The sequence below is a fragment of the Metapseudomonas otitidis genome, assembly GCF_900111835.1.
GTDB classification, from domain to species: domain Bacteria; phylum Pseudomonadota; class Gammaproteobacteria; order Pseudomonadales; family Pseudomonadaceae; genus Metapseudomonas; species Metapseudomonas otitidis.
Genome location: NZ_FOJP01000001.1, coordinates 195,507 through 217,181 on the forward strand (window position 1 = coordinate 195,507; position 21,675 = coordinate 217,181).

At 68.1% G+C, this 21,675-nt stretch carries 21 protein-coding genes; 10 read left to right on the plus strand and 11 right to left on the minus strand.

Features of this window, described 5'->3' with window-relative positions:
* Window positions 1-5 precede the first annotated feature (5 nt).
* On the plus strand, window positions 6-365 hold the full coding sequence (locus BM198_RS00965; RefSeq protein ID WP_044402260.1) for a hypothetical protein: 360 nt from the start codon (window positions 6-8) through the stop codon (window positions 363-365).
* A gap of 91 nt (window positions 366-456) precedes the next feature.
* On the opposite strand, the gene BM198_RS00970 is transcribed toward BM198_RS00965, so the two are convergent.
* The 7 genes from BM198_RS00970 to BM198_RS01000 all read right to left on the minus strand — a co-directional run bounded on the left by BM198_RS00970 (window position 457) and on the right by BM198_RS01000 (window position 8,214).
* Window positions 457-1,491, minus strand: coding sequence for a histone deacetylase family protein (locus BM198_RS00970; RefSeq protein ID WP_074967117.1), 1,035 nt, complete (start codon window positions 1,489-1,491; stop codon window positions 457-459).
* A gap of 18 nt (window positions 1,492-1,509) precedes the next feature.
* Window positions 1,510-2,889, minus strand: a complete 1,380-nt coding sequence (locus tag BM198_RS00975) for an APC family permease (RefSeq protein ID WP_107328471.1) — start codon at window positions 2,887-2,889, stop codon at window positions 1,510-1,512.
* A gap of 264 nt (window positions 2,890-3,153) precedes the next feature.
* Window positions 3,154-4,197 (minus strand): ABC transporter substrate-binding protein, encoded by a 1,044-nt coding sequence (locus BM198_RS00980; RefSeq protein WP_044402264.1) that lies wholly within the window; start codon window positions 4,195-4,197, stop codon window positions 3,154-3,156.
* A gap of 16 nt (window positions 4,198-4,213) precedes the next feature.
* Entirely contained in the window at window positions 4,214-5,002 is a 789-nt protein-coding gene (locus tag BM198_RS00985) for an ABC transporter permease (protein WP_044402266.1), read from the minus strand.
* On the minus strand, window positions 4,999-5,910 hold the full coding sequence (locus BM198_RS00990; RefSeq protein WP_074967119.1) for an ABC transporter permease: 912 nt from the start codon (window positions 5,908-5,910) through the stop codon (window positions 4,999-5,001). The genes BM198_RS00985 and BM198_RS00990 overlap by 4 nt, the downstream gene beginning before the upstream one ends.
* Window positions 5,907-6,959 (minus strand): ABC transporter ATP-binding protein, encoded by a 1,053-nt coding sequence (locus BM198_RS00995; protein WP_074967121.1) that lies wholly within the window; start codon window positions 6,957-6,959, stop codon window positions 5,907-5,909. The genes BM198_RS00990 and BM198_RS00995 overlap by 4 nt, the downstream gene beginning before the upstream one ends.
* A gap of 244 nt (window positions 6,960-7,203) precedes the next feature.
* Entirely contained in the window at window positions 7,204-8,214 is a 1,011-nt protein-coding gene (locus BM198_RS01000) for an AraC family transcriptional regulator (RefSeq protein WP_044402271.1), read from the minus strand.
* A gap of 132 nt (window positions 8,215-8,346) precedes the next feature.
* On the opposite strand from BM198_RS01000, the gene BM198_RS01005 reads away from it, so the two are divergent.
* The gene (locus tag BM198_RS01005; protein ID WP_074967123.1) at window positions 8,347-9,270 is read left to right on the plus strand and encodes an SdiA-regulated domain-containing protein; all 924 of its coding nucleotides are present in this window, start codon (window positions 8,347-8,349) and stop codon (window positions 9,268-9,270) included.
* 37 nt (window positions 9,271-9,307) lie between these two features.
* Here BM198_RS01005 and BM198_RS01010 read toward each other — a convergent pair whose 3' ends face one another.
* A complete protein-coding gene (locus tag BM198_RS01010; RefSeq protein ID WP_074967125.1) occupies window positions 9,308-10,549 on the minus strand; it encodes a tetratricopeptide repeat protein in 1,242 nt (413 codons plus the stop codon).
* Window positions 10,550-10,695: 146 nt separating this feature from the next.
* The gene (gene rpiA / locus BM198_RS01015; protein ID WP_044402277.1) at window positions 10,696-11,367 is read right to left on the minus strand and encodes a ribose-5-phosphate isomerase RpiA; all 672 of its coding nucleotides are present in this window, start codon (window positions 11,365-11,367) and stop codon (window positions 10,696-10,698) included.
* A gap of 141 nt (window positions 11,368-11,508) precedes the next feature.
* Between rpiA and ilvA the strand changes: the two genes are divergently transcribed.
* Genes ilvA through BM198_RS01035 form a run of 4 tightly spaced genes read left to right on the plus strand, consistent with a single transcriptional unit; the run spans window position 11,509 to window position 15,266 of the window.
* Complete coding sequence (gene ilvA / locus BM198_RS01020) at window positions 11,509-13,023, plus strand: threonine ammonia-lyase, biosynthetic (protein WP_044402280.1); 1,515 nt, start codon at window positions 11,509-11,511, stop codon at window positions 13,021-13,023.
* A gap of 53 nt (window positions 13,024-13,076) precedes the next feature.
* Window positions 13,077-13,517 (plus strand): DUF2269 family protein, encoded by a 441-nt coding sequence (locus BM198_RS01025; protein ID WP_044402283.1) that lies wholly within the window; start codon window positions 13,077-13,079, stop codon window positions 13,515-13,517.
* A gap of 1 nt (window position 13,518) precedes the next feature.
* Window positions 13,519-14,802 (plus strand): SDR family oxidoreductase, encoded by a 1,284-nt coding sequence (locus BM198_RS01030; RefSeq protein WP_074967127.1) that lies wholly within the window; start codon window positions 13,519-13,521, stop codon window positions 14,800-14,802.
* Window positions 14,799-15,266: a DUF2269 family protein gene (locus BM198_RS01035; RefSeq protein WP_069559437.1), complete on the plus strand. Its 468-nt coding sequence runs from the start codon at window positions 14,799-14,801 to the stop codon at window positions 15,264-15,266. Before BM198_RS01030 ends, BM198_RS01035 begins: the two co-directional genes overlap by 4 nt.
* A 27-nt stretch (window positions 15,267-15,293) precedes the next feature.
* On the opposite strand, the gene BM198_RS01040 is transcribed toward BM198_RS01035, so the two are convergent.
* Window positions 15,294-15,947 (minus strand): histidinol-phosphatase, encoded by a 654-nt coding sequence (locus BM198_RS01040; RefSeq protein ID WP_074967129.1) that lies wholly within the window; start codon window positions 15,945-15,947, stop codon window positions 15,294-15,296.
* A 144-nt stretch (window positions 15,948-16,091) separates the two neighbouring features.
* Between BM198_RS01040 and BM198_RS01045 the strand changes: the two genes are divergently transcribed.
* The 3 genes from BM198_RS01045 to BM198_RS01055 all read left to right on the plus strand — a co-directional run bounded on the left by BM198_RS01045 (window position 16,092) and on the right by BM198_RS01055 (window position 19,972).
* Window positions 16,092-16,571, plus strand: a complete 480-nt coding sequence (locus tag BM198_RS01045; protein WP_044402295.1) for an RNA pyrophosphohydrolase — start codon at window positions 16,092-16,094, stop codon at window positions 16,569-16,571.
* A gap of 22 nt (window positions 16,572-16,593) precedes the next feature.
* The gene (ptsP, locus tag BM198_RS01050; RefSeq protein WP_044402299.1) at window positions 16,594-18,873 is read left to right on the plus strand and encodes a phosphoenolpyruvate--protein phosphotransferase; all 2,280 of its coding nucleotides are present in this window, start codon (window positions 16,594-16,596) and stop codon (window positions 18,871-18,873) included.
* Window positions 18,874-18,949: 76 nt separating this feature from the next.
* Entirely contained in the window at window positions 18,950-19,972 is a 1,023-nt protein-coding gene (locus BM198_RS01055) for a GGDEF domain-containing protein (protein WP_139233537.1), read from the plus strand.
* On the opposite strand, the gene BM198_RS01060 is transcribed toward BM198_RS01055, so the two are convergent.
* Entirely contained in the window at window positions 19,969-20,724 is a 756-nt protein-coding gene (locus BM198_RS01060) for an NRDE family protein (RefSeq protein ID WP_074967133.1), read from the minus strand. The genes BM198_RS01055 and BM198_RS01060 overlap by 4 nt on opposite strands.
* Before the next feature lie 162 nt (window positions 20,725-20,886).
* Between BM198_RS01060 and BM198_RS01065 the strand changes: the two genes are divergently transcribed.
* Window positions 20,887-21,669, plus strand: coding sequence for a sulfite exporter TauE/SafE family protein (locus BM198_RS01065; RefSeq protein WP_074967135.1), 783 nt, complete (start codon window positions 20,887-20,889; stop codon window positions 21,667-21,669).
* The last annotated feature ends 6 nt before the right edge of the window (window positions 21,670-21,675 follow it).

Genomic DNA, 21,675 nt, shown 5'->3' on the forward strand with positions numbered 1-21,675 from the left:
GACCCATGAGCAATCATCAGCAACTACTGGAAAGTCTGATCAGTGAAACCACTGGCTCCCTTTGCGCGGCGCTGGTCGACAGCAACAGCGGCATGATCCTGGCGTCGGCGGGGAGCGGGCTGGACCTGGAGATCGCCGCAGCGGGCAACACGGAGGTGGTGCGCGCCAAGCTCAAGACCATGAAGCTGCTGGGCGTGAAGGACCAGATCGATGACATCCTCATCACGCTGGGCAAGCAGTATCACATCCTCTGCCCGATCTCCCGCTTCGAGGGCGTGTTCGTCTACTTCGTGCTGGACCGGTCCCAGGCCAACCTGGCGCTGGCGCGCCGAATGGTCCACGAAACCGGCGAGCGTCTTGACTGACATGCGATTGGCCCGTTCTTGAGCGGGCCGATCAGCTGGAGATGCATTCGCACAGCCTCCTGCCAGCATGTGCCGGCAGGGGGCTGCTGGTTCAGGGCCTGGCGCTTTCGAAACCCTGCAGCACGTTGACGGCGTTGATGCCGATTTCTTCCACCGCGTAACCCCCCTCCATCACGAACAGGGTCTGCAGGCCGAGCTGGCCGATGACCTCGCCCATGCGCAGGTAATCCGGGCTATCCAGCTTGAACTGCGAGATCGGGTCTTCCTTGAAGGTATCCACCCCCAGCGACACCACAAGCGCGTCCGCGCCGTAGGCGGCGATGCGGCGGCAGGCATCGTTCAGCGCCTGGCCCCACACCGACCAGTCGCTGCCCGAGGCCAGCGGGTAGTTGACGTTGAACCCCTCGCCCACACCGGCCCCGCGCTCATCGGCAAAGCCGAGGAAGTACGGGTACTCGAAGCGCGGGTCGCCGTGGATCGAGGTGAAGAGCACGTCGGCACGGTCGTAGAAGATGTCCTGGGTGCCGTTGCCGTGGTGGTAGTCCACGTCGAGGATGGCCACCCGCTTGGCGCCGGCGTCCAGCAGGGCCTGGGCGGCGATGGCAGCGTTGTTCAGGTAGCAGTAGCCGCCCATGTAGTCGGCGGCGGCGTGGTGGCCCGGCGGGCGGCACAGGGAGAACACGCCCCGCGCGCCCTTGCGCAGTTCTGCCTGCCCGGTGAGGGCGACGTTGGCCGAGCTGGTGATGGCCTGCCAGGTGCCGGCGGTGATCGGCGCGCCGGCGTCGAAGGAGTAGTAGCCCAGGCGGCCGTCGATGTCGGTGGGTTCGGCCTGGCGCAGGCGGCGGGTCGGCCAGGCGATGGGCAGCATGTCGTGGTTGCGGCCCTTGGCCTGCCAGTCGCTCCAGGCCGTGCGCAGGAAGTTCACGAAGCCCTCGCTGTGCACCCGCATGATCGGCTCCAGGCCGAAATCGATGGGCGCCTGCACCGGGCCCAGGTTCACCGCACGGGCGCGGTCGAGCACCATGTCGGCGCGGCTGGGCTTCTCGAAGCAGGGGGTGAACTGGCCGCCGATGAGTTCGTGCTTGCCGTGGTGCAGGTGGTGGTCGTCGCTGTAGATGACGAGCATGTCGTGTCCTCCTTGGGGTCAGTGCTCGGAAAACTGCACCTGCGGCGCCGGACGGCGGAACCCGCGGGTGAAGACGGTGAGGTAGATGAAGCCGATGGCGAACCAGGCCAGGCCGAAGACCAGGGTCTGGTGGCTGAGGCTGGTCCACAGCCAGGCGATCAGGCCGAAGCCGATCAGCGGCACCAGCCCGTAGCGGAGCAGGTCGGCCGGGCCGTGGCGCTGGCCGTCCAGCAGGTGGGTGCGGATCACCGCCAGGTTCACCACCGAGAAGGCCACCAGGGCGCCGAAGCTGATCATCGAGGCCAGGGTGCCGAGGTCGATCACCACCGCCAGCAGGGAAATCAGCGACACCAGCAGGATCGCCAGGGTCGGTGTGTGGAAGCGCTGGGACAGGTGGGCGAACACCCGGCGCGGCAGGATACCGTCGCGGCCCATGCTGTAGAGGATGCGCGACACCGAAGCCTGGGAGGCCAGCGCCGAGCCGGCCGCACCCGCCACGTAGGCAGCGGTGAAAAAGGCCTGGAGGAAGCCGCCCCCGGCCTTGAGCATCACCTCGGCGGCTGCGGCGTCGGCGTCCTGGAAGTGGCTGCCGGGGAACACCAGCTGGCTGACCATGGCCAGCAGGATGAACAGCACCCCCGCGCCCAGGGTGGTGATCAGGATCGCCCGGGGGATGTCCCGGCGCGGCTCACGGGCCTCCTCGGCGAGCGTGGACACCGCGTCGAAACCGAGGAACGACAGGCAGAGGATCGCCGCGCCCGCCATCACCGGGGCGAAGCCTGCTTGGGAGCCATCACCCTGCCAGGGCGCCATCCAGTCGATCGGCGCGCCCCCCAGCAGGCGCCAGGCCATGGCCAGGAACACCACCACGAACACCAGCTGGGCGATCACGATCAGGTTGCTCATGCCCGATACCGAGCCGATGCCCAGCAGGTTGAGCACGGTGACCAGGCCGATGGCACCGACCACGAAGACCCAGGCCGGCACCTCGGGGAAGGCGATGTTGAGGAACAGGCCGATCACCAGGTAATTGATCATCGGCAGGAACAGGTAATCGAGCAGCAGCGACCAGCCGGCGAGAAAGCCGATGCCGGGGCCGAAGCTGAGGCTGGCATAGGAGTAGGCCGAGCCGGCCACCGGGTAGCGGCGCACCATGAAGCCGTAGGACAGCGCGGTGAACAGCATCGCCGCCAGGGTCACCACGTAGGCCAGGGCGGTGCGCCCGCCGGTGGTCTCGGTGACCACGCCGTAGGTGGTGAAGACCGTCAGCGGCACCATGTAGACCAGGCCGAAGAAGACCAGGGCCGGCAGCCCGAGGATGCGCCGCAGGCGGGTGCCCTGGGCGCTGTGGACGAAGGCTCCGCTGGCGGAGGCGGTGTCGAGGGTGGACGTGTTCATGGCAGTACCTCGCTGGGCAGCCTGCAGGGCAGGCCGCCAGTCTGGGGAGTCGGCGGTTCGGGTCGGGTCCGGGACGATCCGGCGCGTCAGTCGGCGGGCAGTCCGCCGGTCAGCAGGAGGGTGGTGCGGGTCAGGCAAGGCATGGCGGTTTCTCTCTTTCTTCGATGGCCAGCGGGTGCGCCGCATCGGGCAACACCCTCGGGTGCGGCATGCACCGGCCTGTGCATGCCGTGCGGCGACCCGCCGAGGCGGGCCGCTGCGGGATCACTTCTTCAGCTTGGTCCACACCTTGCTGCGCAGGGACAGGGCCTTGGGCGAGCAGAGCTTGAAGGTCTTCAGGCGGTCCAGCTTGTCCTGCGGGGTGTTGATGGCCGGGTCATCGAACAGCTCCTTCTCCATGAACTGCTCGGAGCCGGCGACGGCGTTGTTGTACTTGGCGAAGTTGGAGGCCGCGGCGATGTTCTCCGGCTGCATCATCCAGTTGATGAAGGCGTGGGCCTCCTCGACGTTGACCGCATCCTTGGGGATCACCAGGTTGTCGATGAAGACGTGGATGCCTTCCTTCGGATAGACATAGACCAGGCTGTCGCGCTGGGCATGGGCGCGGTGGTAGGCACCGTTCCACTGCATGTGCATGGCGACTTCGCCGGCGGCCATGCGCTCGATGGTGCCGTCGCTGTTGTACATGGCCAGCAGCGGCTTCTGGCCCAGCAGCAGGTCCTGGATCTTCTTCGCGTCCTTCGGGTCCTCGGTGCACTGGTCGATGGACAGGTAGTGGGACGCGGCGATGTACAGGTCCTCTATGGAGTTCAGCGCCACCACCTTGCCCTTGAGTTCGGCCGGCGGTTCGAAGAAGGGCTTCCAGCTTTCCTCCAGCGTGCCGCCGGGCACCTGCTTGCTGTCGTAGCTGTAGCCGGTGGTGCCCCAGAGGTAGGGCACGCTGTAGTCGTGGGCGGGGTCGAAATCCAGGGTCTGGAAGTTGGGCTTGAGGTTCTTCAGGTTCGGCAGCTTGCTCTTGTCGAATTTCTGCAGCAGACCGTCCTGCACCATGATCTGGATGAAGCTGTCGGAGGGCACCACCACGTCGTAGGCGCCACCGCCGGCCTTCAGCTTGGCCAGCAGGGTCTCGTTGCTGTCGTAGGCGTCCAGGGTGGCCTTGATGCCGGTGTCCTGCTCGAACTTCTTCAACAGCTCCGGCGGGTAGTAGTCGGACCAGTTGGCGAAGTGCAGGGTGCCGGCCGCCTGGGCGGTACCGGCCAGGCCGAGGGTCAGCAGCAGGGACAGGGCGAACGGTGGGGTACGGCTCATGTCGGGCTCCTTGGGCTCAGCGCTTGCGCTGGCCGATGTAGTAGGACAACGCAACGAACGCAATGGAGATCACCAGGATCAGTGAGGAAATGGCATTGATCTTCGGGGAAATGCCCATCCGGATGGAGCTGAAGATGTACACCGGCAGGGTCGTCGAGCCGGCCCCGGCGACGAAGTAGGTGATGACGAAATCGTCCATCGAGATGATGAAGGCCAGCATCGCCCCGGAGAGGATGCCGGGCATCAGCAGGGGGAAGGTCACTTTCCAGAAGGCCTTCCACGGCGAGGCGTAGAGGTCGGCGGCCGCCTCCCCGAGGCGCGGGTCCAGGCCCTCCAGGCGGGCGCGGATCGGCAGGTAGGCGAAGGGGATGCAGAACACCACGTGGGCGATGAGGATGGTGAACAGCGACAGCTTCAGGCCGATGAAGGCGAAGAACATCAGCGTGGCCACCGCAGTGACGATCTCCGGCACCAGCAGCGGCAGGCCCAGCACCCCGCTCATCAGCCCCTGGCCGCGGAAGGTGCGGCCGCGCATGCCCAGGGCTGCCAGGGTCGCCAGGGTGGTGGCGATCAGGGTGGCCAAGCTGGCGACGATCAGCGAATTCTTCGCGGCGCGGACGATCTCCGGGTCATTGGCCACCACCGCGTACCACTTCAGGCTGAAGCTCTCCCAGATGGTCGCCGACTGGCCACCGTTGAAGCTCAGCACCACCAGCACCAGGATCGGCACGTAGAGGAAGGCGAAGAACAGCCAGGCGACGGGGCGCACACCGGTGAAGCGCCACAGCGGGTTGCGCATGTTCATGGGTGGCCTCCGGCGGCGCCCTTGAAGCGCAGGCTGTAGAGCAGCATGGCCGCCAGCACGAAGCCGAGCAGGGCGAACGACAGGGCGGCACCCAGGGGCCAGTTGTGCGAGGCGCCGAACTGCAGCTGGATGAGGTTGCCGATCATCAGCGACTTACCGCCCCCCAGCAGCTCGGGAATGATGTAGTTGCCGAGCGAGGGGATGAACACCAGGATCACCCCGGCCATGATGCCCGGCATGGCCAGCGGCACGATGATCCGGCGCAGGGCGTGGAAGCGGTTGGCGCCCAGGTCGAAGGCCGCTTCCACCAGGCGCCAGTCGAGCTTCTCCAGGCTGGTGTAGATGGGCAGCACCATGAACGGCAGGAAGGTGTAGAGCAGGCCGATGATCACCGCCGTGTCCGTGTAGAGGACGCCCAGCACCCCGTCGGTCAGGCCCAGGCCATGCAGGCCGCTGTCCACCAGGCCGCCGTTGCGCAGCAGCAGGATCCAGGCATAGACCCGCACCAGCAGGTTGGTCCAGAACGGTACGGTGACCAGGAACAGCAGCAAGTTGCGCCGGCGTTCGTCCTGCAGGGCCAGGTAGAGCGCCGTGGGGAAGCCGATCAGCAGGCAGCCGGCGGTGGTCATCACCGAGAGCCAGAAGGAGCGCTGGAAGATCTGCAGGTAGTCGGTGTTGAAGGCGAGGCTGTCGTCCAGGTCGCGCTCGTAGAGGAAGTTGATGTACGCCTCCAGCGAGTACTCGCCCCACTTCACGCCGCCGTAGTCGCCCGGCTGCAGGAAGGACACCAGCAGCATGATGCCCAGCGGCAACAGCAGGAACAGCACCAGGCAGAGCATGGCCGGCGACACCAGCGCCAGGCGGCGCCTCAGGTGCCGCGCCTCGGCCAGCACGCGCGGGCTGCTCATCGCGGCAGCACCCGGATGGCGGTGGGCGGGACCTGCACGCGCACGCGGGTGCCGGTGGCCAGGGCATCGCCCGCGCCGTCGCGGTTCTGCCGGCGGACGCGGAAGCCGCTCTGGCCGGCGACCCGCAGCAGGTAGAGGGTGTCGGTGCCGACGTAGACCACGGTTTCCACCTCGCCTTCGAGGTTCCCCGCCGCATCCAGCTCCACCCGCTCCGGGCGGATGGCCAGGGTCACCGGGCCACGGCGCTCGCCTTGCGCGAGCTGCAGGCGCTGGCCGTCGCCGAGCAGCAGGCCGCTCTCGCTGGCTTCGGCGTCGAGGAAGTTGGTCTCACCGATGAAGTCGGCCACGGTGCGGTCCACCGGGGCTTCGTAGATTTCGGTGGGCGAGCCCACCTGCAGCACCTGCCCCTTGCTCATCACCGCGATGCGGTCGGACATGGTCAGGGCTTCTTCCTGGTCGTGGGTGACGAAGATGAAGGTGATGCCGGTCTCATGCTGCAGGCGCTTGAGCTCGATCTGCATCTCCTTGCGCAGCTTCATGTCCAGTGCAGAGAGAGACTCATCCAGAAGCAGCACCTTGGGCTGGCTGGCCAGGGCACGGGCCAGGGCGATGCGCTGCTGCTGGCCGCCGGAGAGCTGGTCGGCGCGGCGCTTGCCCACGTCCGGCAGCTTCACCAGCTGCAGCATGCGTTGCACGGTGGCGTCGATCTCCGCGCGGGGGCGGCCCTGCATCTCCAGGCCGAAGGCGATGTTCTGCGCCACCGTCATGTGCGGGAACAGCGCGTAGCTCTGGAACACGGTGTTGACCGGCCGGCGGAAGGGCGGCAGGTCCTGCATTTCCTCGCCGTAGAGGCGGATGGCGCCGGAGGTGGGTTGCTCGAAGCCGGCGATCAGGCGCAACAGGGTGGTCTTGCCGCAGCCGGAGGGTCCCAGGAGGGTGAAGAACTCGTTGGGGCGGATTTCCAGGGAGACCTCGTCCAGGGCGCGCACGCCGTGCCCCGGGTCGCCGAACTCCATGCACACTCGGTCGATGCTGATCGCGCTGGACATGCTGATCACACGCTCTAAGGGATTGTTCTTATTGGGGTTTGCGGGCGTTGCTGGCCACCCCTGATGGCTTCGATTCTGTCAGCGGCGAGGGAGGGCCAGAACGATAGAAACGGTCAAAAGGGGATAATTCCGGACAACCTGTCGAGGCCTTCTGCGCGTCCTACACGGCGCGCAGGCGAGCGCCCGCCGCCGCGTAGGCAGGCGGTGACGGAATGGGTGGGCGGGCTTTTTCCGAGGGCGTCGGTCAGCGGCGGTACTGGCTCGGCGGCTGGCCGCTCCAGCGCTGGAAGGCGTGGCGGAAGCTGGCCGTTTCGGCGTAGCCGAGCTGTTCGGCGATCAGGTAGATCGGCAGGTCCGTCTGCAGCAGCAGGTGGCGGGCCTTCTCGTAGCGCACCTGGTCGAGCAGGCGCTGGTAGCTGGTGTTCATGCGCTGCAGGTGGCGGCGCAGGGTGCGCTCGGAGCGGTGCAGGCGGCGGGCGATGCCGTCGAGGTTGATGTCCTCGGCGAGGTTGTCCTCCAGCTGCTCGCGGATCTGCTCCAGCACGTCGTGGCGCTGGGTGAGCTGGGCCGAGAGCCGCTGGCACTGCTGCAGCCCGTGGTGGCAGCTGACCGGGTCGGCCAGGGGCAGCGGGCGGTCCAGCAGGGAGGCGTTGAAGCACAGGGCGGTGTGGGCGGCGCCGAAGTCCACCGGGCAGCCGAGCCGCTCGGTGTAGGCCGCCGCATGCAGCGGCGGGCGATAGGGCAGCGCCACCCGGCGCGGGCGGATGGCCTCGCCGAGCAGGTCGCGGATCACCGTGAGCAGCGAGGTCAGGCACAGCTCGCTGTTGAACACCATCAGCTCCGGCGCATAGCGGTAGCGGGTGGCGACCAGGCGCGCTTCGGCGCCGTCCTCTTCCAGGGTCAGCTTGAAGTAGCTGCCGAGCAGCGCCGAATGGGTCAGGGCCAGGTTCAGCGCGTCACGCAGGGTGCGGCTGGCGAGCATGGTGTAGCCGAGGATGCCGTAGGCGGAGACGTGCATCCGCAGGCCCAGGGACAGGCCCAGCGCCGGGTCGCGGGTGCAGGCCAGGGCGTTGGCGAAGACGCGCAGTTCCTGGGCGTGGTTGATCAGCTTGTCAGGGGTGTCGAGATCGCGGCAGGCGACACCGCTGCCTTCCAGCAAGCGCGTGCGCGGCACCTCGTCGGCCAGTGCCTGGACCGCGAGTGCGACGGTGTGGAGGGTGGTCAGGACCCGTTCGGGTAGCAATGACGCCGCCATGGTTCGTCCCCTTTGGTAACGGTGAGGGCACGGTTCGTGCGCTGTGGGCGGGCATTAAGGTTGGTTTCAGGCATCACCCTGGCGCACTGCGGTATTCTCGCCGCGCCTCCTGAATCCCCTGAGTCCGTCCCGATGCGCTCCTTCCTGCGTCCCCGTTGGCTGGTTTCCGGCCTGTTGTTCTGTGTGTTCGTGCTACTGGGCATCGCTGCCCAGGAGTTTCGCCTGTTCGAGCGAGGCTGGTTCAGCTTGCAAGAATGGCGCCACGCCTCGGAATGGCGGGAGCGCTCCATCTGGCTGCCCGACTACCAGGTGGCGGTGGAGGCGCGCCCCATCGAGGGGCTGGATGCCGATGTGTCGGCGCTGACCTACGACCCGGAACGCCACAGCCTGCTCACGGTGACCAACAAGCGCCCGCAGATCATTGAACTCTCGCTGGACGGCCACATCGTCCGGCGCATCGACCTGGACGGTTTCGGCGACCCGGAGGCCATCGAGTACGTCGCACCCGGCACTTACGTCATCACCGACGAGCGCCAGCAGCGGCTGATCAAGGTGAAGCTGGACGAGCACACCACCCGCGTCGATGCCGCCGAGTCCCAGCAGCTCTCCCTGGGCATCGGCCTGAACGGCAACAAGGGCTTCGAGGGCCTGGCCTACGACACGGCTGGCCAGCGCCTGTTCGTGGCCAAGGAGCGCGACCCGGTGCGCATCTACGAGATCCACGGCTTCCCACACACCAACCCGGAGAAACCCTTTGCCGTGCACGTGGTGGATGACCCCGAGCGCGATGCCGGGCTGTTCGTTCGCGACCTGTCGAGCCTGCAATACGACGACCGCAGCGGCCATCTGCTGGCGCTGTCCGACGAGTCGCGGCTGGTGCTGGAGATCAACGCCGACGGCCGCCCCATCAGCACCCTGTCCCTGCTGCGCGGCATGCACGGGCTGAAGGCCAGCGTCCCCCAGGCGGAGGGCGTGGCGATGGATAACGAGGGGAACCTGTACCTGGTGAGCGAGCCGAACCTGTTCTACGTGTTCAGCCGGCCGGCCAGGGATTGAATCCGGGCGCCTCGGGAGAGGCGCCCGGACAGCCCCGTCAGTACCAGGGGCGTTCGACCAGGGGAAGGTCGAGGGATTTGTCGCGGTAGTTCGCCTGGGCGGTCTTGATGTCGCTGCGCAGGGTCTTGGCCTGCTGGACGAGGTCGTTCATTTCTGCCTCCGACGGGCTGTAGCCGGCACCCGCCAGCAGCACCAGGGCCGTTTTGCCGTCCTGGTTGCCATCGGCCAGGGCCACGCTGGCCCAGATGAACGTCTGCTTGAAGTCGCGCTTGAGCAGGTTGAGGGCGGTGGCGTTGCTCTGGCCAAAGGCCGAGCCCGTGCGGGCGTCGGCATCGCACCAGGCCAGCACCTGTTCCGCCTGGGCGGGGTCGCCACGACCCATCTTGCGTTTCAGGGGCGGGGCGAACAGGCGGCAACCCAGTTCGGAAGCGAGTCGATCGCCTTTGGCGGATGTCTCGGCCAGCAGCGCGCGATAGTCGGCCTCGCTGATCAGGGCGTCCTCGCCATCACCGATGGCGCCGGCCAGGTAGAGCAGCTTCACCCGGGCGTTGCTCTCGGCGTACTGCTCGAAGACGGCGCGGCGGCGGGCTTCATCCGCCAGTGCGGGGATGTGGCCGTCGAACAGACCCATGAGGATCGGCGGGTAGCCGTAGGGCCCGTGTTGTGCCAGGTACTCATAGGCCGTAACGACCTTCTCCGGGGCGAGCTTGCCCAGGGTGGGGTTGGCATAGAGGTTGGCCAGCCCCAGGTTGGCGTGCAGGCGGTGGCCTTCCACTGGGTCCTTCTCGGCGACTTCGAGCAGGAGGCGTTCGCCCTGATCGACGTCCTGGCGGAACGGCGGGTTGCCGTTCAGCAGGGCCAGGCCCAGCAGCAGCTTGGCGGTGTAGGAGCCCTGGCTGGCGCCCTTTTCCAGGAAGTTCTTCGCCTGCTGCACGTCCACCTTCTGGCCGAACTGCGCGTCTTCGACGTAGCGGCTCAGCATGTAGGAGGCGTCGCCGTTGCCGTTGAGGGACGACTGGGTGTAGAGCGCGAAGGCCTTGTTGTAGTCCTGGGCGACGCCGTCGCCACGCTCGTACATCTTGGCCAGCATGTACTGCGCACGGGGCTCCTTGTCTTCGGCAGCGCTCTCCAGCAGCTCATGGGCTTCCTGCAACTGCTGCGCAGCGGTGGTGTCGGGGCGGTAGAGGCTGATGGCCTTGTCGGTCTTCTCGATGGGGGTTTCGAAGCAGCCCGTCAGCAGGGCGCACAGCGCCAGGGGGATGAAGGTTTCCTTCTTCATGGCATTCCTTGAGGGGTGGGGGATGTATCGCGGCGCAGAGCCTAACAGAGCCTCAAGGCTGATGGCACTTTGATGGTCGATGGCGAGCGTCTGAAGACGCCGGTGTTGCAGGGCGGCCCGGCGCGTTGCGCGCCGGGCGCTGTTGGTCAGGCCTTGAGCGTCTTCACGCCTTCGGCGGTGCCGAGCAGCAGCAGGTCGGCCGGGCGGGCGGCGAAGAGGCCGTTGGTGACCACGCCGACGATGGCGTTGATCTGCGCTTCCAGGCCCTTCGGGTCGACGATGGAGAGGTTGTGCACGTCGAGGATTATGTTGCCGTTGTCGGTGACGACACCTTCGCGGTAGACCGGGTCGCCGCCCAGTTTCACCAGTTGGCGGGCCACGTGGCTGCGGGCCATGGGGATGACTTCCACCGGCAGCGGGAAGGCGCCGAGCACCGGCACCAGCTTGCTGGCGTCGGCGATGCAGATGAAGGTGCGTGCCACGGCGGCGACGATCTTCTCGCGGGTCAGTGCGGCACCGCCGCCCTTGATCAGGTTCAGGTGCTCGTCGCTCTCGTCGGCGCCGTCCACGTAGAACTCCAGGGCGTCCACGGTGTTCAGGTCGTAGACCGGGATGCCATGGCCCTTCAGGCGCTGCGCAGTGGCCTCGGAGCTGGCGACGGCGCCGTCGAAGGCCATCTTGTGGCGGGCCAGGGCGTCGATGAAGAAGTTGGCGGTGGAGCCGGTGCCGACGCCGATGACGCTTTTGCTGTCGATCAGCGGAAGGATGTGGTCGACGGCGGCCTGGGCGACGGCCTGCTTGAGCTGGTCCTGGTTCATGCGGGGGTCCACGTTGTGAGGGGTATCCGAGGGCGCGCAGTATAGCCGCTCGCCACGGCAAAACCCCGCATCCCGTGTGGTCGGTCGACGGACGCCTGCGGTAGACTCGCCGCTCCCGCCCCGCCCGCCAGTGAAGCCGTGATGCTCGAAGACTACGTCAAGAAGACCCTCACCTCGCGCGTTTATGACGTCGCGGTGGAAACCCCGCTGCAACGCGCGCCACGCCTGACCGAGCGCCTCGGCAACCAGGTGCTGCTCAAGCGTGAGGACCTGCAGCCGGTCTTCTCCTTCAAGATCCGCGGGGCCTACAACAAGCTGGCCCAGCTGTCCGCCGAGGAACTGGCCCGTGGCGTGGTCACCGCCTCGGCCGGCAATCACGCCCAGGGCCTGGCCCTGGCGGCCCGCGAGCTGGGCATCGAAGCCACCATCGTCATGCCGCGCACCACCCCCGAGCTGAAGGTCCAGGGCGTGCGCGCCCGGGGCGGCAAGGTGGTGCTGCACGGCGACGCCTTCCCCGAGGCGCTGGCCTATTCGCTGAAGCTGGTGGAGGAGAAGGGCTTCGTCTACATCCACCCCTACGATGACCCCCATGTGATCGCCGGGCAGGGCACCGTGGCGATGGAGATCCTCCGCCAGCACCCGGGGCGCCTGGACGCCATCTTCGTGCCGGTGGGCGGCGGCGGGCTGATCGCCGGCATCGCCGCCTACGTGAAGTACCTGCGCCCGGAAGTGAAGGTGATCGGCGTCGAGCCGGACGACTCCAACTGCCTGCAGGCCGCCATGGCCGCCGGCGAGCGCGTGGTGCTGGGCCAGGTCGGGCTGTTCGCCGATGGCGTGGCGGTGGCGCAGATCGGCCAGCACACCTTCGACATCTGCCGCCATCACGTCGATGAAGTGGTGACCGTCAGCACCGACGAGATCTGCGCGGCGATCAAGGACATCTACGACGACACCCGCTCCATCACCGAGCCCGCCGGCGCCCTGGCCGTGGCAGGCATCAAGCGCTACGTCGAGCGCGAGGGCATCGAGGGCCAGACCCTGGTGGCCATCGACTCCGGCGCCAACATCAACTTCGACCGCCTGCGCCACGTGGCCGAGCGCGCGGAGCTGGGCGAGAAGCGCGAGGCGATTATCGCGGTAACCATTCCCGAGCGCCCGGGCAGCTTCAAGGCGTTCTGCGAGGCCATCGGCAAGCGCCAGATCACCGAGTTCAACTACCGCTACAACACCGACAACGAGGCGCACATCTTCGTCGGCGTGCAGACCCACCCGCTCAACGACCCCCGCGAGGCGCTGGTCAACGGCCTGCGCGAGCAGGGCTTCCCGGTGCTGGACCTGACCGACAACGAGCTGGCCAAGCTGCACATCCGCCACATGGTGGGCGGCCGTGCGCCCCGGGTGGAGGACGAGTCGATCTTCCGCTTCGAATTCCCCGAGCGCCCCGGTGCGCTGTTCAACTTCCTCGACAAGCTGGGCGGGCGCTGGAACATCACCCTGTTCCACTACCGCAACCACGGCGCCGCCGACGGTCGCGTGGTGGCGGGGCTGCAGGTGCCGGCGGAGGAGCGCCACCTGGTGCCCGAGGCCCTCGCCGCCATCGGCTACCCCTACTGGGACGAAACGGAAAACCCGGCCTACCGGCTGTTCCTCAGCTGAGGTCGAAGACCGGGCGACTACACTGAGCCCGTCGCCCGATTGGAGGAAGGATGATGGACGCTGACCTGCTGCTGGGCCTCAACGGCCTGGCGATCGCCCTGCTGATGGCGGTGGCCCTCCTGCTGTTCTGGTTCGTCCTGCGAGCCTGGCACGGCGCCCTGCCAGGCTGGGCACCGAGCCCGCGCCAGGCCGCGCTGTTCGGCGTGCCGGCCTTGCTGCTGCTGGGCCTCGCTGCGCCCGTGTCCGGCTGGCTGGTGCTGGACCAGCGCGGCATTCCCCTGGGCCTGACCTGGGTACTAGGCAGCAGCCTGCTCTACCTGCTGGCCGGCATCGCCTGGCTGCTGGCCAGTCGCCGCCTGCTGGTGCTGCATGCCGGCCCGGCCGAACTGGCCGCCCCGCGCGGGCGCTTCCTCGGCTTCAGCCTTGGCTATGCCGCCCTGGGCCTGATCCTGCTGCTGGTGATCCTCGGCCTCATCCTCGTGCGGCCGGTCTGACTTGGCGTTCAACCGCATCCTGCTGGTCGGTGCCGGCGGTTTCATCGGCCAGCGTCTGCTGGCCGCTCTCCTTGGCGCGGGCCACAGCCTGGTGGCCACGTCGCGCACCGGCAGCGGCCCCCCCTGCCCGGGCGTGGAGTGGCGCGCCCTCGACCTCGAGCGCTTGGCAGGCGACCCCGACGGCTTCCCCTGGCCGGCGGGCGTGGATTTGGTGATCAACGCCGCCGGTGCGCTGTTGTCCGATTCCGCACGACTGGAAAGGCTGCAGGCGGATGGGCCCAAGGCTCTCTTCGACCTCGCGGCCCGCCATGGCGCGGCGGTGCTGCAGCTTTCCGCGCTGGGGGCGGGTGATCACCCGGATGTGCCCTTCCTGGCCAGCAAGGCGCAGGCGGATGCGCACCTGCTCGGCCTCGGCATACCCGCCGTGGTGCTGCGCCCGTCCCTGGTGCTGGGTGAAGGCGGCGCCAGCAGCGGCTGGCTGGAAGCCCTGGCCTGCCTGCCCGTCGCGCCCCTGCCGGATGTCGGCGCGCGTAGTCGCCCGGTGCATGTAGACGACCTGGCCGGTGCGGTGCTGGCACTGATTCGTCGCTGGCCGGCACAGCCCTGCGCGGTGCCGCTGGTGGGCCCTGACATCCTTACCCAGGGTGGCCTGCTGGACCTGCTCCGCCGTATGCGCGGGCGTGGCCCCGGTCGCTGGCTGCGTCTGCCCGGTGCGCTCGCGGCGCTGGGCGCGCGGGTGGCCCGTGGGTTCGGCTGGCGGGCCCTCGACCCTCAACTGATGACCCTGGCACGGCGCGACAACCTCGCCGAGCCGGATGCCCTGGCGGCGCTCTGCGGCTATCGCGCGGTGCCCCTGGGCCTGCGCCTGACGGGTGGCTGGCCGCAGCCGGAGCGGGTCATCACCCGCCTGATGCGCCCCGCCATGCTGGCCGTGCTGGCACTGATCTGGCTGGGGACGGCCTTCGTCTGCCTGGGGCCGGGGTACGACTGGGGGCTGCGCATCATGGCCGACATGGGTGTGAACGGCTGGCCGGCGAGCCTGGCGGTGGTCAGCGGTTCGCTGCTGGATGCCGCGCTGGGGCTCGGGCTGCTGGTCCGTCGCTGGCGCGTGCGCGCCTTGCAGGCCCAACTGGGCCTGATGCTGGTCTACACCCTGCTGATCACTCTGCTGCTGCCCCACTACTGGGCCGACCCCTATGCGGCGGTCGGCAAGAACCTGGTGCTCATGGTCGCCACCCTCTGGGTGCTGTGGCTGGAGCCCCCACCACGGACGCCTGCCCGATGAGCCTGTACCTGCTGCTGAAGACCCTGCACATCCTCTCCTCCACCCTGCTGTTCGGCACCGGGCTGGGGTCGGCCTACTACGCCCTGCGGGCCTGGCGCAGCCAACGGCTGGAGGTGATCGCGGTGACCTTCCGCCACCTGGTCACCGCCGACTGGCTGTTCATCGCCACCACGGCGGTGTTCCAGCCCCTCAGCGGGCTGGCGCTGGCGAAGGTGGCGGGCTGGCCGCTGAACCAGTTCTGGATTCTGTGGAGCGTGGGGCTCTACGTGTTCGCCGGGCTGTGCTGGCTGCCGGTGGTGTGGTTGCAGATCCGCGTGCGCGACATGGCCGCCCAGGCGCTGGCCAGCGGCCAGGCCCTGCCGGAGCGGGCCTTCCTCTATATGCGCATCTGGTTCGTGCTGGGCTGGCCGGCGTTCATCGCCTTCGTGGCGATCTTCTTCCTGATGGTGGCCAAGCCGCTCTGACGGGCCGCCGGGCGCGGCCCGCGTGGGTCAGCGCAGCGAGATCACCGCCCAGCCACGGGCCTGGGCCTCGGCACGCAGGCGGTCGTCCGGGTCGACGGCCACCGGGCGGCTGACCCGCTCCAGCAGGGGCATGTCGTTCACCGAGTCGCTGTAGAAGCTGGCGTCGTCCAGGCTCAGGCCGTTCTCCGCCAGCCAGCGCTCCAGGCGCACCACCTTGCCTTCGCGGAAGCACGGCACGTCGGTGCTGCGGCCGGTGTAGCGGCCGTCCACCACCTCACACTCGGTGGCCAGCAGGTCGTCCACGCCCAGGCGCTCGGCGATCGGGCCGGTGATGAAGCGGTTGGTGGCAGTGATGATCACCAGGCGGTCGCCGGCGGCGCGGTGCTCGGCCAGCAGTGCCTCGCCCTTGGCCAGCAGGATCGGCTCGATGCGGTCGCGCATGAACTCACGGTGCCAGGTGGCCAGCTGCTCCAGGTCGTGGCGGCCGAGGATCTCCTGGCAGAAGTCCTGGTAGGCCTGCACGTCGAGGGTGCCGGCCAGGTAGTCCTGGTAGAAGGCGTCGTTGCGCGCCCGGTAGGTGGAGGCGTCCACCAGGCCGCGTTCGCAGAGGTATTCGCCCCAGGCGTGGTCGCTGTCGCCGCCGAGGAGGGTGTTGTCGAGGTCGAAAAGGGCCAGGCGCACGTCTATCACCTTGCTGGAAGCTGCCGAAGGCCGCGCAGGATACCCCCTTTTCCGGGGGCTGCCCATTGCGTGAACAGCCCGCATTGCCGCGTTTACAGGCTTTGTGGAACAATGCCGCGACATGCGCAAGCGAGGTTGTCCGCTGTGATCGATCCCGATGGTTTCCGCCCTAATGTCGGCATCATTCTCGCCAATGATGTCGGGCAGGTGCTGTGGGCGCGACGCATCAATCAGGACGCCTGGCAGTTCCCCCAGGGGGGCATCAACCCGCGTGAAACGCCTGAAGAAGCGCTGTTCCGCGAATTGAACGAAGAAGTCGGCCTCGAAGAGCAGGATGTGAAGATCCTGGCATGCACCCGTGGCTGGCTGCGCTATCGTCTGCCGCAGCGCCTGGTGCGCACGCACAGCCAGCCGCTGTGCATCGGCCAGAAGCAGAAGTGGTTCCTGTTGCGCCTGAAGTCCGATGAGACCCGGGTGCGCATGGACCTGACCGGCAAGCCCGAGTTCGATGGGTGGCGCTGGGTCAGCTACTGGTACCCGCTTGGACAGGTCGTGACCTTCAAGCGAGAAGTCTATCGTCGCGCCCTCAAGGAACTCGCCCCGCGCCTGCTGGCGCAAGACTGACCCGGAGAAAGGCTACACGGCCATGCTCAATACCCTGCGCAAGATCGTCCAGGAAGTGAACGCCGCCAAGGATCTCAAGGCGGCGCTGGCGATCATCGTGCAGCGGGTGAAGGAGGCCATGGGCAGCCAGGTCTGCTCGGTGTACCTGCTCGACCCCGAGGCCAACCGCTTCGTGCTGATGGCCACCGAGGGCCTCAACAAGCGCTCCATCGGCAAGGTCAGCATGGCCCCCAACGAAGGCCTGGTGGGCCTGGTGGGCACCCGCGAAGAGCCGCTGAACCTCGAGAACGCCGCCGACCACCCCCGCTACCGCTACTTCGCCGAGACCGGCGAGGAGCGCTACGCCTCCTTCCTCGGCGCGCCGATCATCCACCACCGTCGGGTGATGGGCGTGCTGGTGGTGCAGCAGAAGGAGCGTCGCCAGTTCGACGAGGGCGAGGAAGCCTTCCTCGTCACCATGAGCGCCCAGCTCGCGGGCGTCATCGCCCATGCCGAGGCCACCGGCTCCATCCGTGGCCTGGGCCGCCAGGGCAAGGGTATCCAGGAAGCCAAGTTCGTCGGTGTGCCCGGTGCGCCGGGTGCCGCCGTGGGCACCGCCGTGGTGGTGCTGCCGCCGGCCGACCTGGAAGTGGTGCCCGACCGCCCGGTGGATGACATCGAGGCCGAGGTCGCCCGCTTCAAGCAGGCCCTGGAGTCCGTGCGCGAGGACATGCGCCGCCTCTCCAGCAAGCTGGCCAGCCAGCTGCGCCCGGAAGAGCGGGCCCTGTTCGACGTCTACCTGATGATGCTCGACGACGATTCCATCGGCCTGGAAGTGAAGAAGGTCATCCGCTCCGGCCAGTGGGCCCAGGGTGCCCTGCGCCAGGTGGTGATGGAGCACGTCAAGCGCTTCGAGCTGATGGACGACGCCTACCTGCGCGAGCGCGCCTCCGACGTCAAGGACCTCGGCCGCCGCCTGCTCGCCTACCTGCAGGAAGAGCGCAAGCAGAACCTGGTCTACCAGGACAACACCATCCTGGTCAGCGAGGAGCTGTCCCCGGCCATGCTCGGCGAAGTGCCGGAAGGCAAGCTGGTGGGCCTGATCTCCGTGCTCGGTTCCGGCAACTCCCACGTCGCCATCCTGGCCCGGGCCATGGGGATTCCCACGGTCATGGGCGTGGTCGACCTGCCCTATTCCAAGGTCGACGGCATCGAGCTGATCGTCGACGGCTACCACGGCGAAGTCTTCACCAACCCCTCCGAGGAACTGCGCAAGCAGTACGGCGAAGTGGTCGAGGAGGAACGCCAGCTGGTCAAGGGCCTCGACGCCCTGCGCAGCCTGCCGTGCGAGACCCTCGACGGCCACCGCATGCCGCTGTGGGTCAACACCGGCCTGCTGGCCGACGTGACCCGCGCCCAGGAGCGCGGTGCCGAAGGCGTCGGCCTGTACCGCACCGAAGTGCCGTTCATGATCAACGAGCGCTTCCCCAGCGAGAAGGAGCAGCTCGCCATCTACCGCGAGCAGCTCGCCGCCTTCCACCCGCTGCCGGTGACCATGCGCACCCTGGACATCGGTGGCGACAAGGCGCTGTCCTATTTCCCCATCAAGGAAAGCAACCCCTTCCTCGGCTGGCGCGGCATCCGCGTCACCCTCGACCACCCCGAGATCTTCCTGGTGCAGGTGCGCGCCATGCTCAAGGCCAGCGAAGGCCTGAACAACCTGCGCATCCTGCTGCCGATGATTTCCGGCGTGCAGGAGCTGGAAGAGTCCCTGCACCTGATCCACCGCGCCTGGGGCGAGGTGCGCGACGAGGGCGTGGACATCCCCATGCCGCCGGTCGGCGTGATGATCGAGATCCCCGCCGCCGTGTACCAGACCCGCGAGCTGGCGCGCCAGGTGGACTTCCTCTCGGTCGGTTCCAACGACCTCACCCAGTACCTGCTGGCGGTGGACCGCAACAACCCGCGCGTGGCCGACCTCTACGACTACCTGCACCCCGCCGTGCTCCAGGCGCTGCTCAAGGTGGTCAACGACGCCCATGCCGAAGGCAAGCCCGTCAGCATCTGCGGCGAGATGGCCGGTGACCCGGCGGCCGCCGTGCTGCTGCTGGCCATGGGCTTCGACAGCCTGTCGATGAACGCCACCAACCTGCCCAAGGTGAAATGGCTGCTTCGTCAGCTCAGCCTGAGCAAGGCCCGCGAGCTCCTTGACCAGTTGATGGGCATCGACAACCCTCAAGTCATCCACAGCGCGCTGCACCTCGCCCTGCGCAACCTGGGCCTGGGCCGCGTGATCAACCCGGCCGCGACCATCCAGGCCTGAGCCGCCTCCAGCGGGCGGCTCCGCGTGCCGCCCGACCCGATGCCCCGCGCCTGCGGGCATCCAGGAGCTGCCGCTTATGGACGAGCCCTCCGCCACCGACCGCGATGTGGAACGCACCCTGCACCACGCCCTGGAGATCGTCAGCGACGGCATCTGGGACTGGGACATGCGCAGCGGCCACGTCACCCGCAGCCCCGGCTGGTACGCCATGCTCGGCTTCCCCCGCAACAGCCTGCCCGAGGACGTCGACACCTGGGAGAACATCATCCACCCCGACGACCTGCCTCGCGTCATGCAGAGCTTCAACGCCTACCTGGAAGGCCGCTCCGAGGTCTATGAAGAGGAATACCGCTGCCGCTGCCAGGACGGCCGCTACCTGTGGATCAGCGATCACGGGCGCTTCGTCGAGTTCGACGAGGACGGCCAGCCAACCCGCATGATCGGCGCCCACCGGGACGTCCACCAGCGCAAGCTAGCCGAGCTGGAGCTGCAGCAGCGCAACCAGGAACTGCTGCGCATCAATGGCGACCTGGAGGCCCTGGTGGCCTGCCGCACCGAGGCCCTGGCCCAGGCCAACCGGGCCCTGGCCGAGCAGGTGGAGGCCGCCATCCGTCTCAGCGAGACCGACCCGCTCACCGGCATCGCCAACCGCCGCTGTTTCGAGACCCGGCTGCAGCGGGAATGGCAGCGCTTCCAGCGGCACCACTGCCCCACCGGCCTGGTGATGCTGGACCTCGATCACTTCAAGCGCATCAACGACGAGCACGGCCATGCCGAAGGCGACCGCATCCTCCAGGCCGTGGCCGAGCAGATTCGGGCTGTGTTGCGAGAGGAGGACTGCTTCGCCCGTTGGGGCGGCGAGGAATTCATCCTGCTGCTGCCGGACACCGGCCCCGAGGCCCTGCTGCAGCTGGCCCGGCGTCTGCACCGGCGGATTCCCGAGGCCGGGACGGACCTGCCCCAGCGCCTCAGTGCCAGCTTCGCCGTGGCCAGCCTGGTGGAGGGCGAGGACATCACCGCCCTGCTCAAGCGGCTGGACGACGGCCTCTATCGCGCCAAGCAGCAGCGCGACTGCGTCATCGTCTGCCCGACGCCCTAGCGGGTGCGCAGGTTCAGGTGCACGTCGTCCAGCGGCTTGCCGAACGGGCCGAAGCCGCGCTCCACCACCTCGCGGCTGCCGTCCCCGCGCACGATCAGGGCCGTCGTGGCGCGGGTGCCATAGGTGCGGCTGGCGATGAACACCGGCGACAGCATGCGCTCGGTCTCCAGCCCTACGCCGGTGTCCGGCAGGGTCGCGTCCGAGGCCGGCTGCGGGTCGTGCATGAGGTTGAGCAGGTCCGCCGGGCGCACCACGTCCAGGCACTCGGCCAGGGCGGCCTTGGTCTTGCGCACCTTCGGCCAGGGTGTGTCGAGGTCGGCGTTGGACAGCCCGTAGAGCCCCGCCTCCAGGCGGCGCGGGCCCGGGCCTCGGGAATGCAGGAACCACAGCTCGCGCCCGTCGCCCACCAGCAGGTTGAAGCCCGCGTAGTCGGCCGCGCGACGGTGCGCCTCGGCCATGAAGGCCTCCGGGGTCTGGGTGCCGCCGAGGAAGCCCACGCACAGCTCGCCGCGGGTACGGCCGGTGGCCGGATGGCGTGGGTCGCGGATGTTGGTCAGCGCCGCGAATCGCCCGCCCTGCCCCAGGCCGAGCCAGGTGCCGCCGGCTTCCAGGTCACGCCCGGCATGCAGGCCCGGCACGTCGTGCCAGGCGCCGAGGGCGCGGGTCGGTCGCTCGTAGAACTCGTCGCGATTGGCGGCCAGTACCAAGGGGGTGGCATGTCCCGGGCGCCAGGCGAAGTTGATCAGGCACATGGTGAGGCTCCTTCTCCGTGATCCTCGGCCGAGTCTAGGGGCTGTAGGAAAAGGCGTCGAGAATACCGACGATTCGCGCAGCGGGGCGGGAACGGCCGTCGCCCTGATTGGAGCGGCAAGCGGCCTTCCGTTACCATGCCGCTTTGCTTCCGGGGGTGTCGCTTGGAATTCCTGCTCTACCTGGTGCTCGGCGCCTTCGCCGGGGTGCTGGCCGGCCTGTTCGGCGTCGGCGGCGGCATGATCATCGTGCCGGTGCTGGTGTTCAGCTTCACCGCCCAGGGGTTCGATCCGAGCGTCCTCACCCACCTGGCGGTGGGCACCTCCCTGGCGACCATCATCTTCACCTCGATCAACGCCGTGCGCGAACACCACCGCAAGGGCGCGGTGCGCTGGGCGATCTTCGCCTGGATGACCCTGGGCATCCTGCTCGGCGCCGCCATCGGCGCCTACACCGCCAAGCTGATCCAGGGCCCGATGCTGCAGAAGATCATCGGCTGCTTCGCCATCCTGGTGTCCCTGCAGATGGCCCTCGACTTCAAGCCCAAGGCCAGCCGTGACGTGCCCGGCAAACCCGGCCTCACCGCCGCCGGCGTATTCATCGGCTGGGCCTCGGCGATCTTCGGTATCGGCGGCGGCTCCCTCACCGTGCCTTTCCTCAGCTGGCGCAGCGTGCCGATGCAGCAGGCCGTGGCCACCTCCTCCGCCTGCGGCCTGCCGATCGCCATCGCCAGCGCCCTGTCGTTCATGGTGCTGGGCTGGAACCACGAACACCTGCCGCCGCACAGTGTCGGATACGTCTACCTCCCGGCGCTGGTGGGGATTGCCCTCACCAGCATGTTCTTCGCCCGCCTGGGCGCGCGCCTGGCCCACCGGCTGCCCCCGCGTCTGCTCAAGCGCCTGTTCGCCCTGCTGCTGTTCGCGGTCGGGCTGAGTTTTCTGATCTAAGGAGTC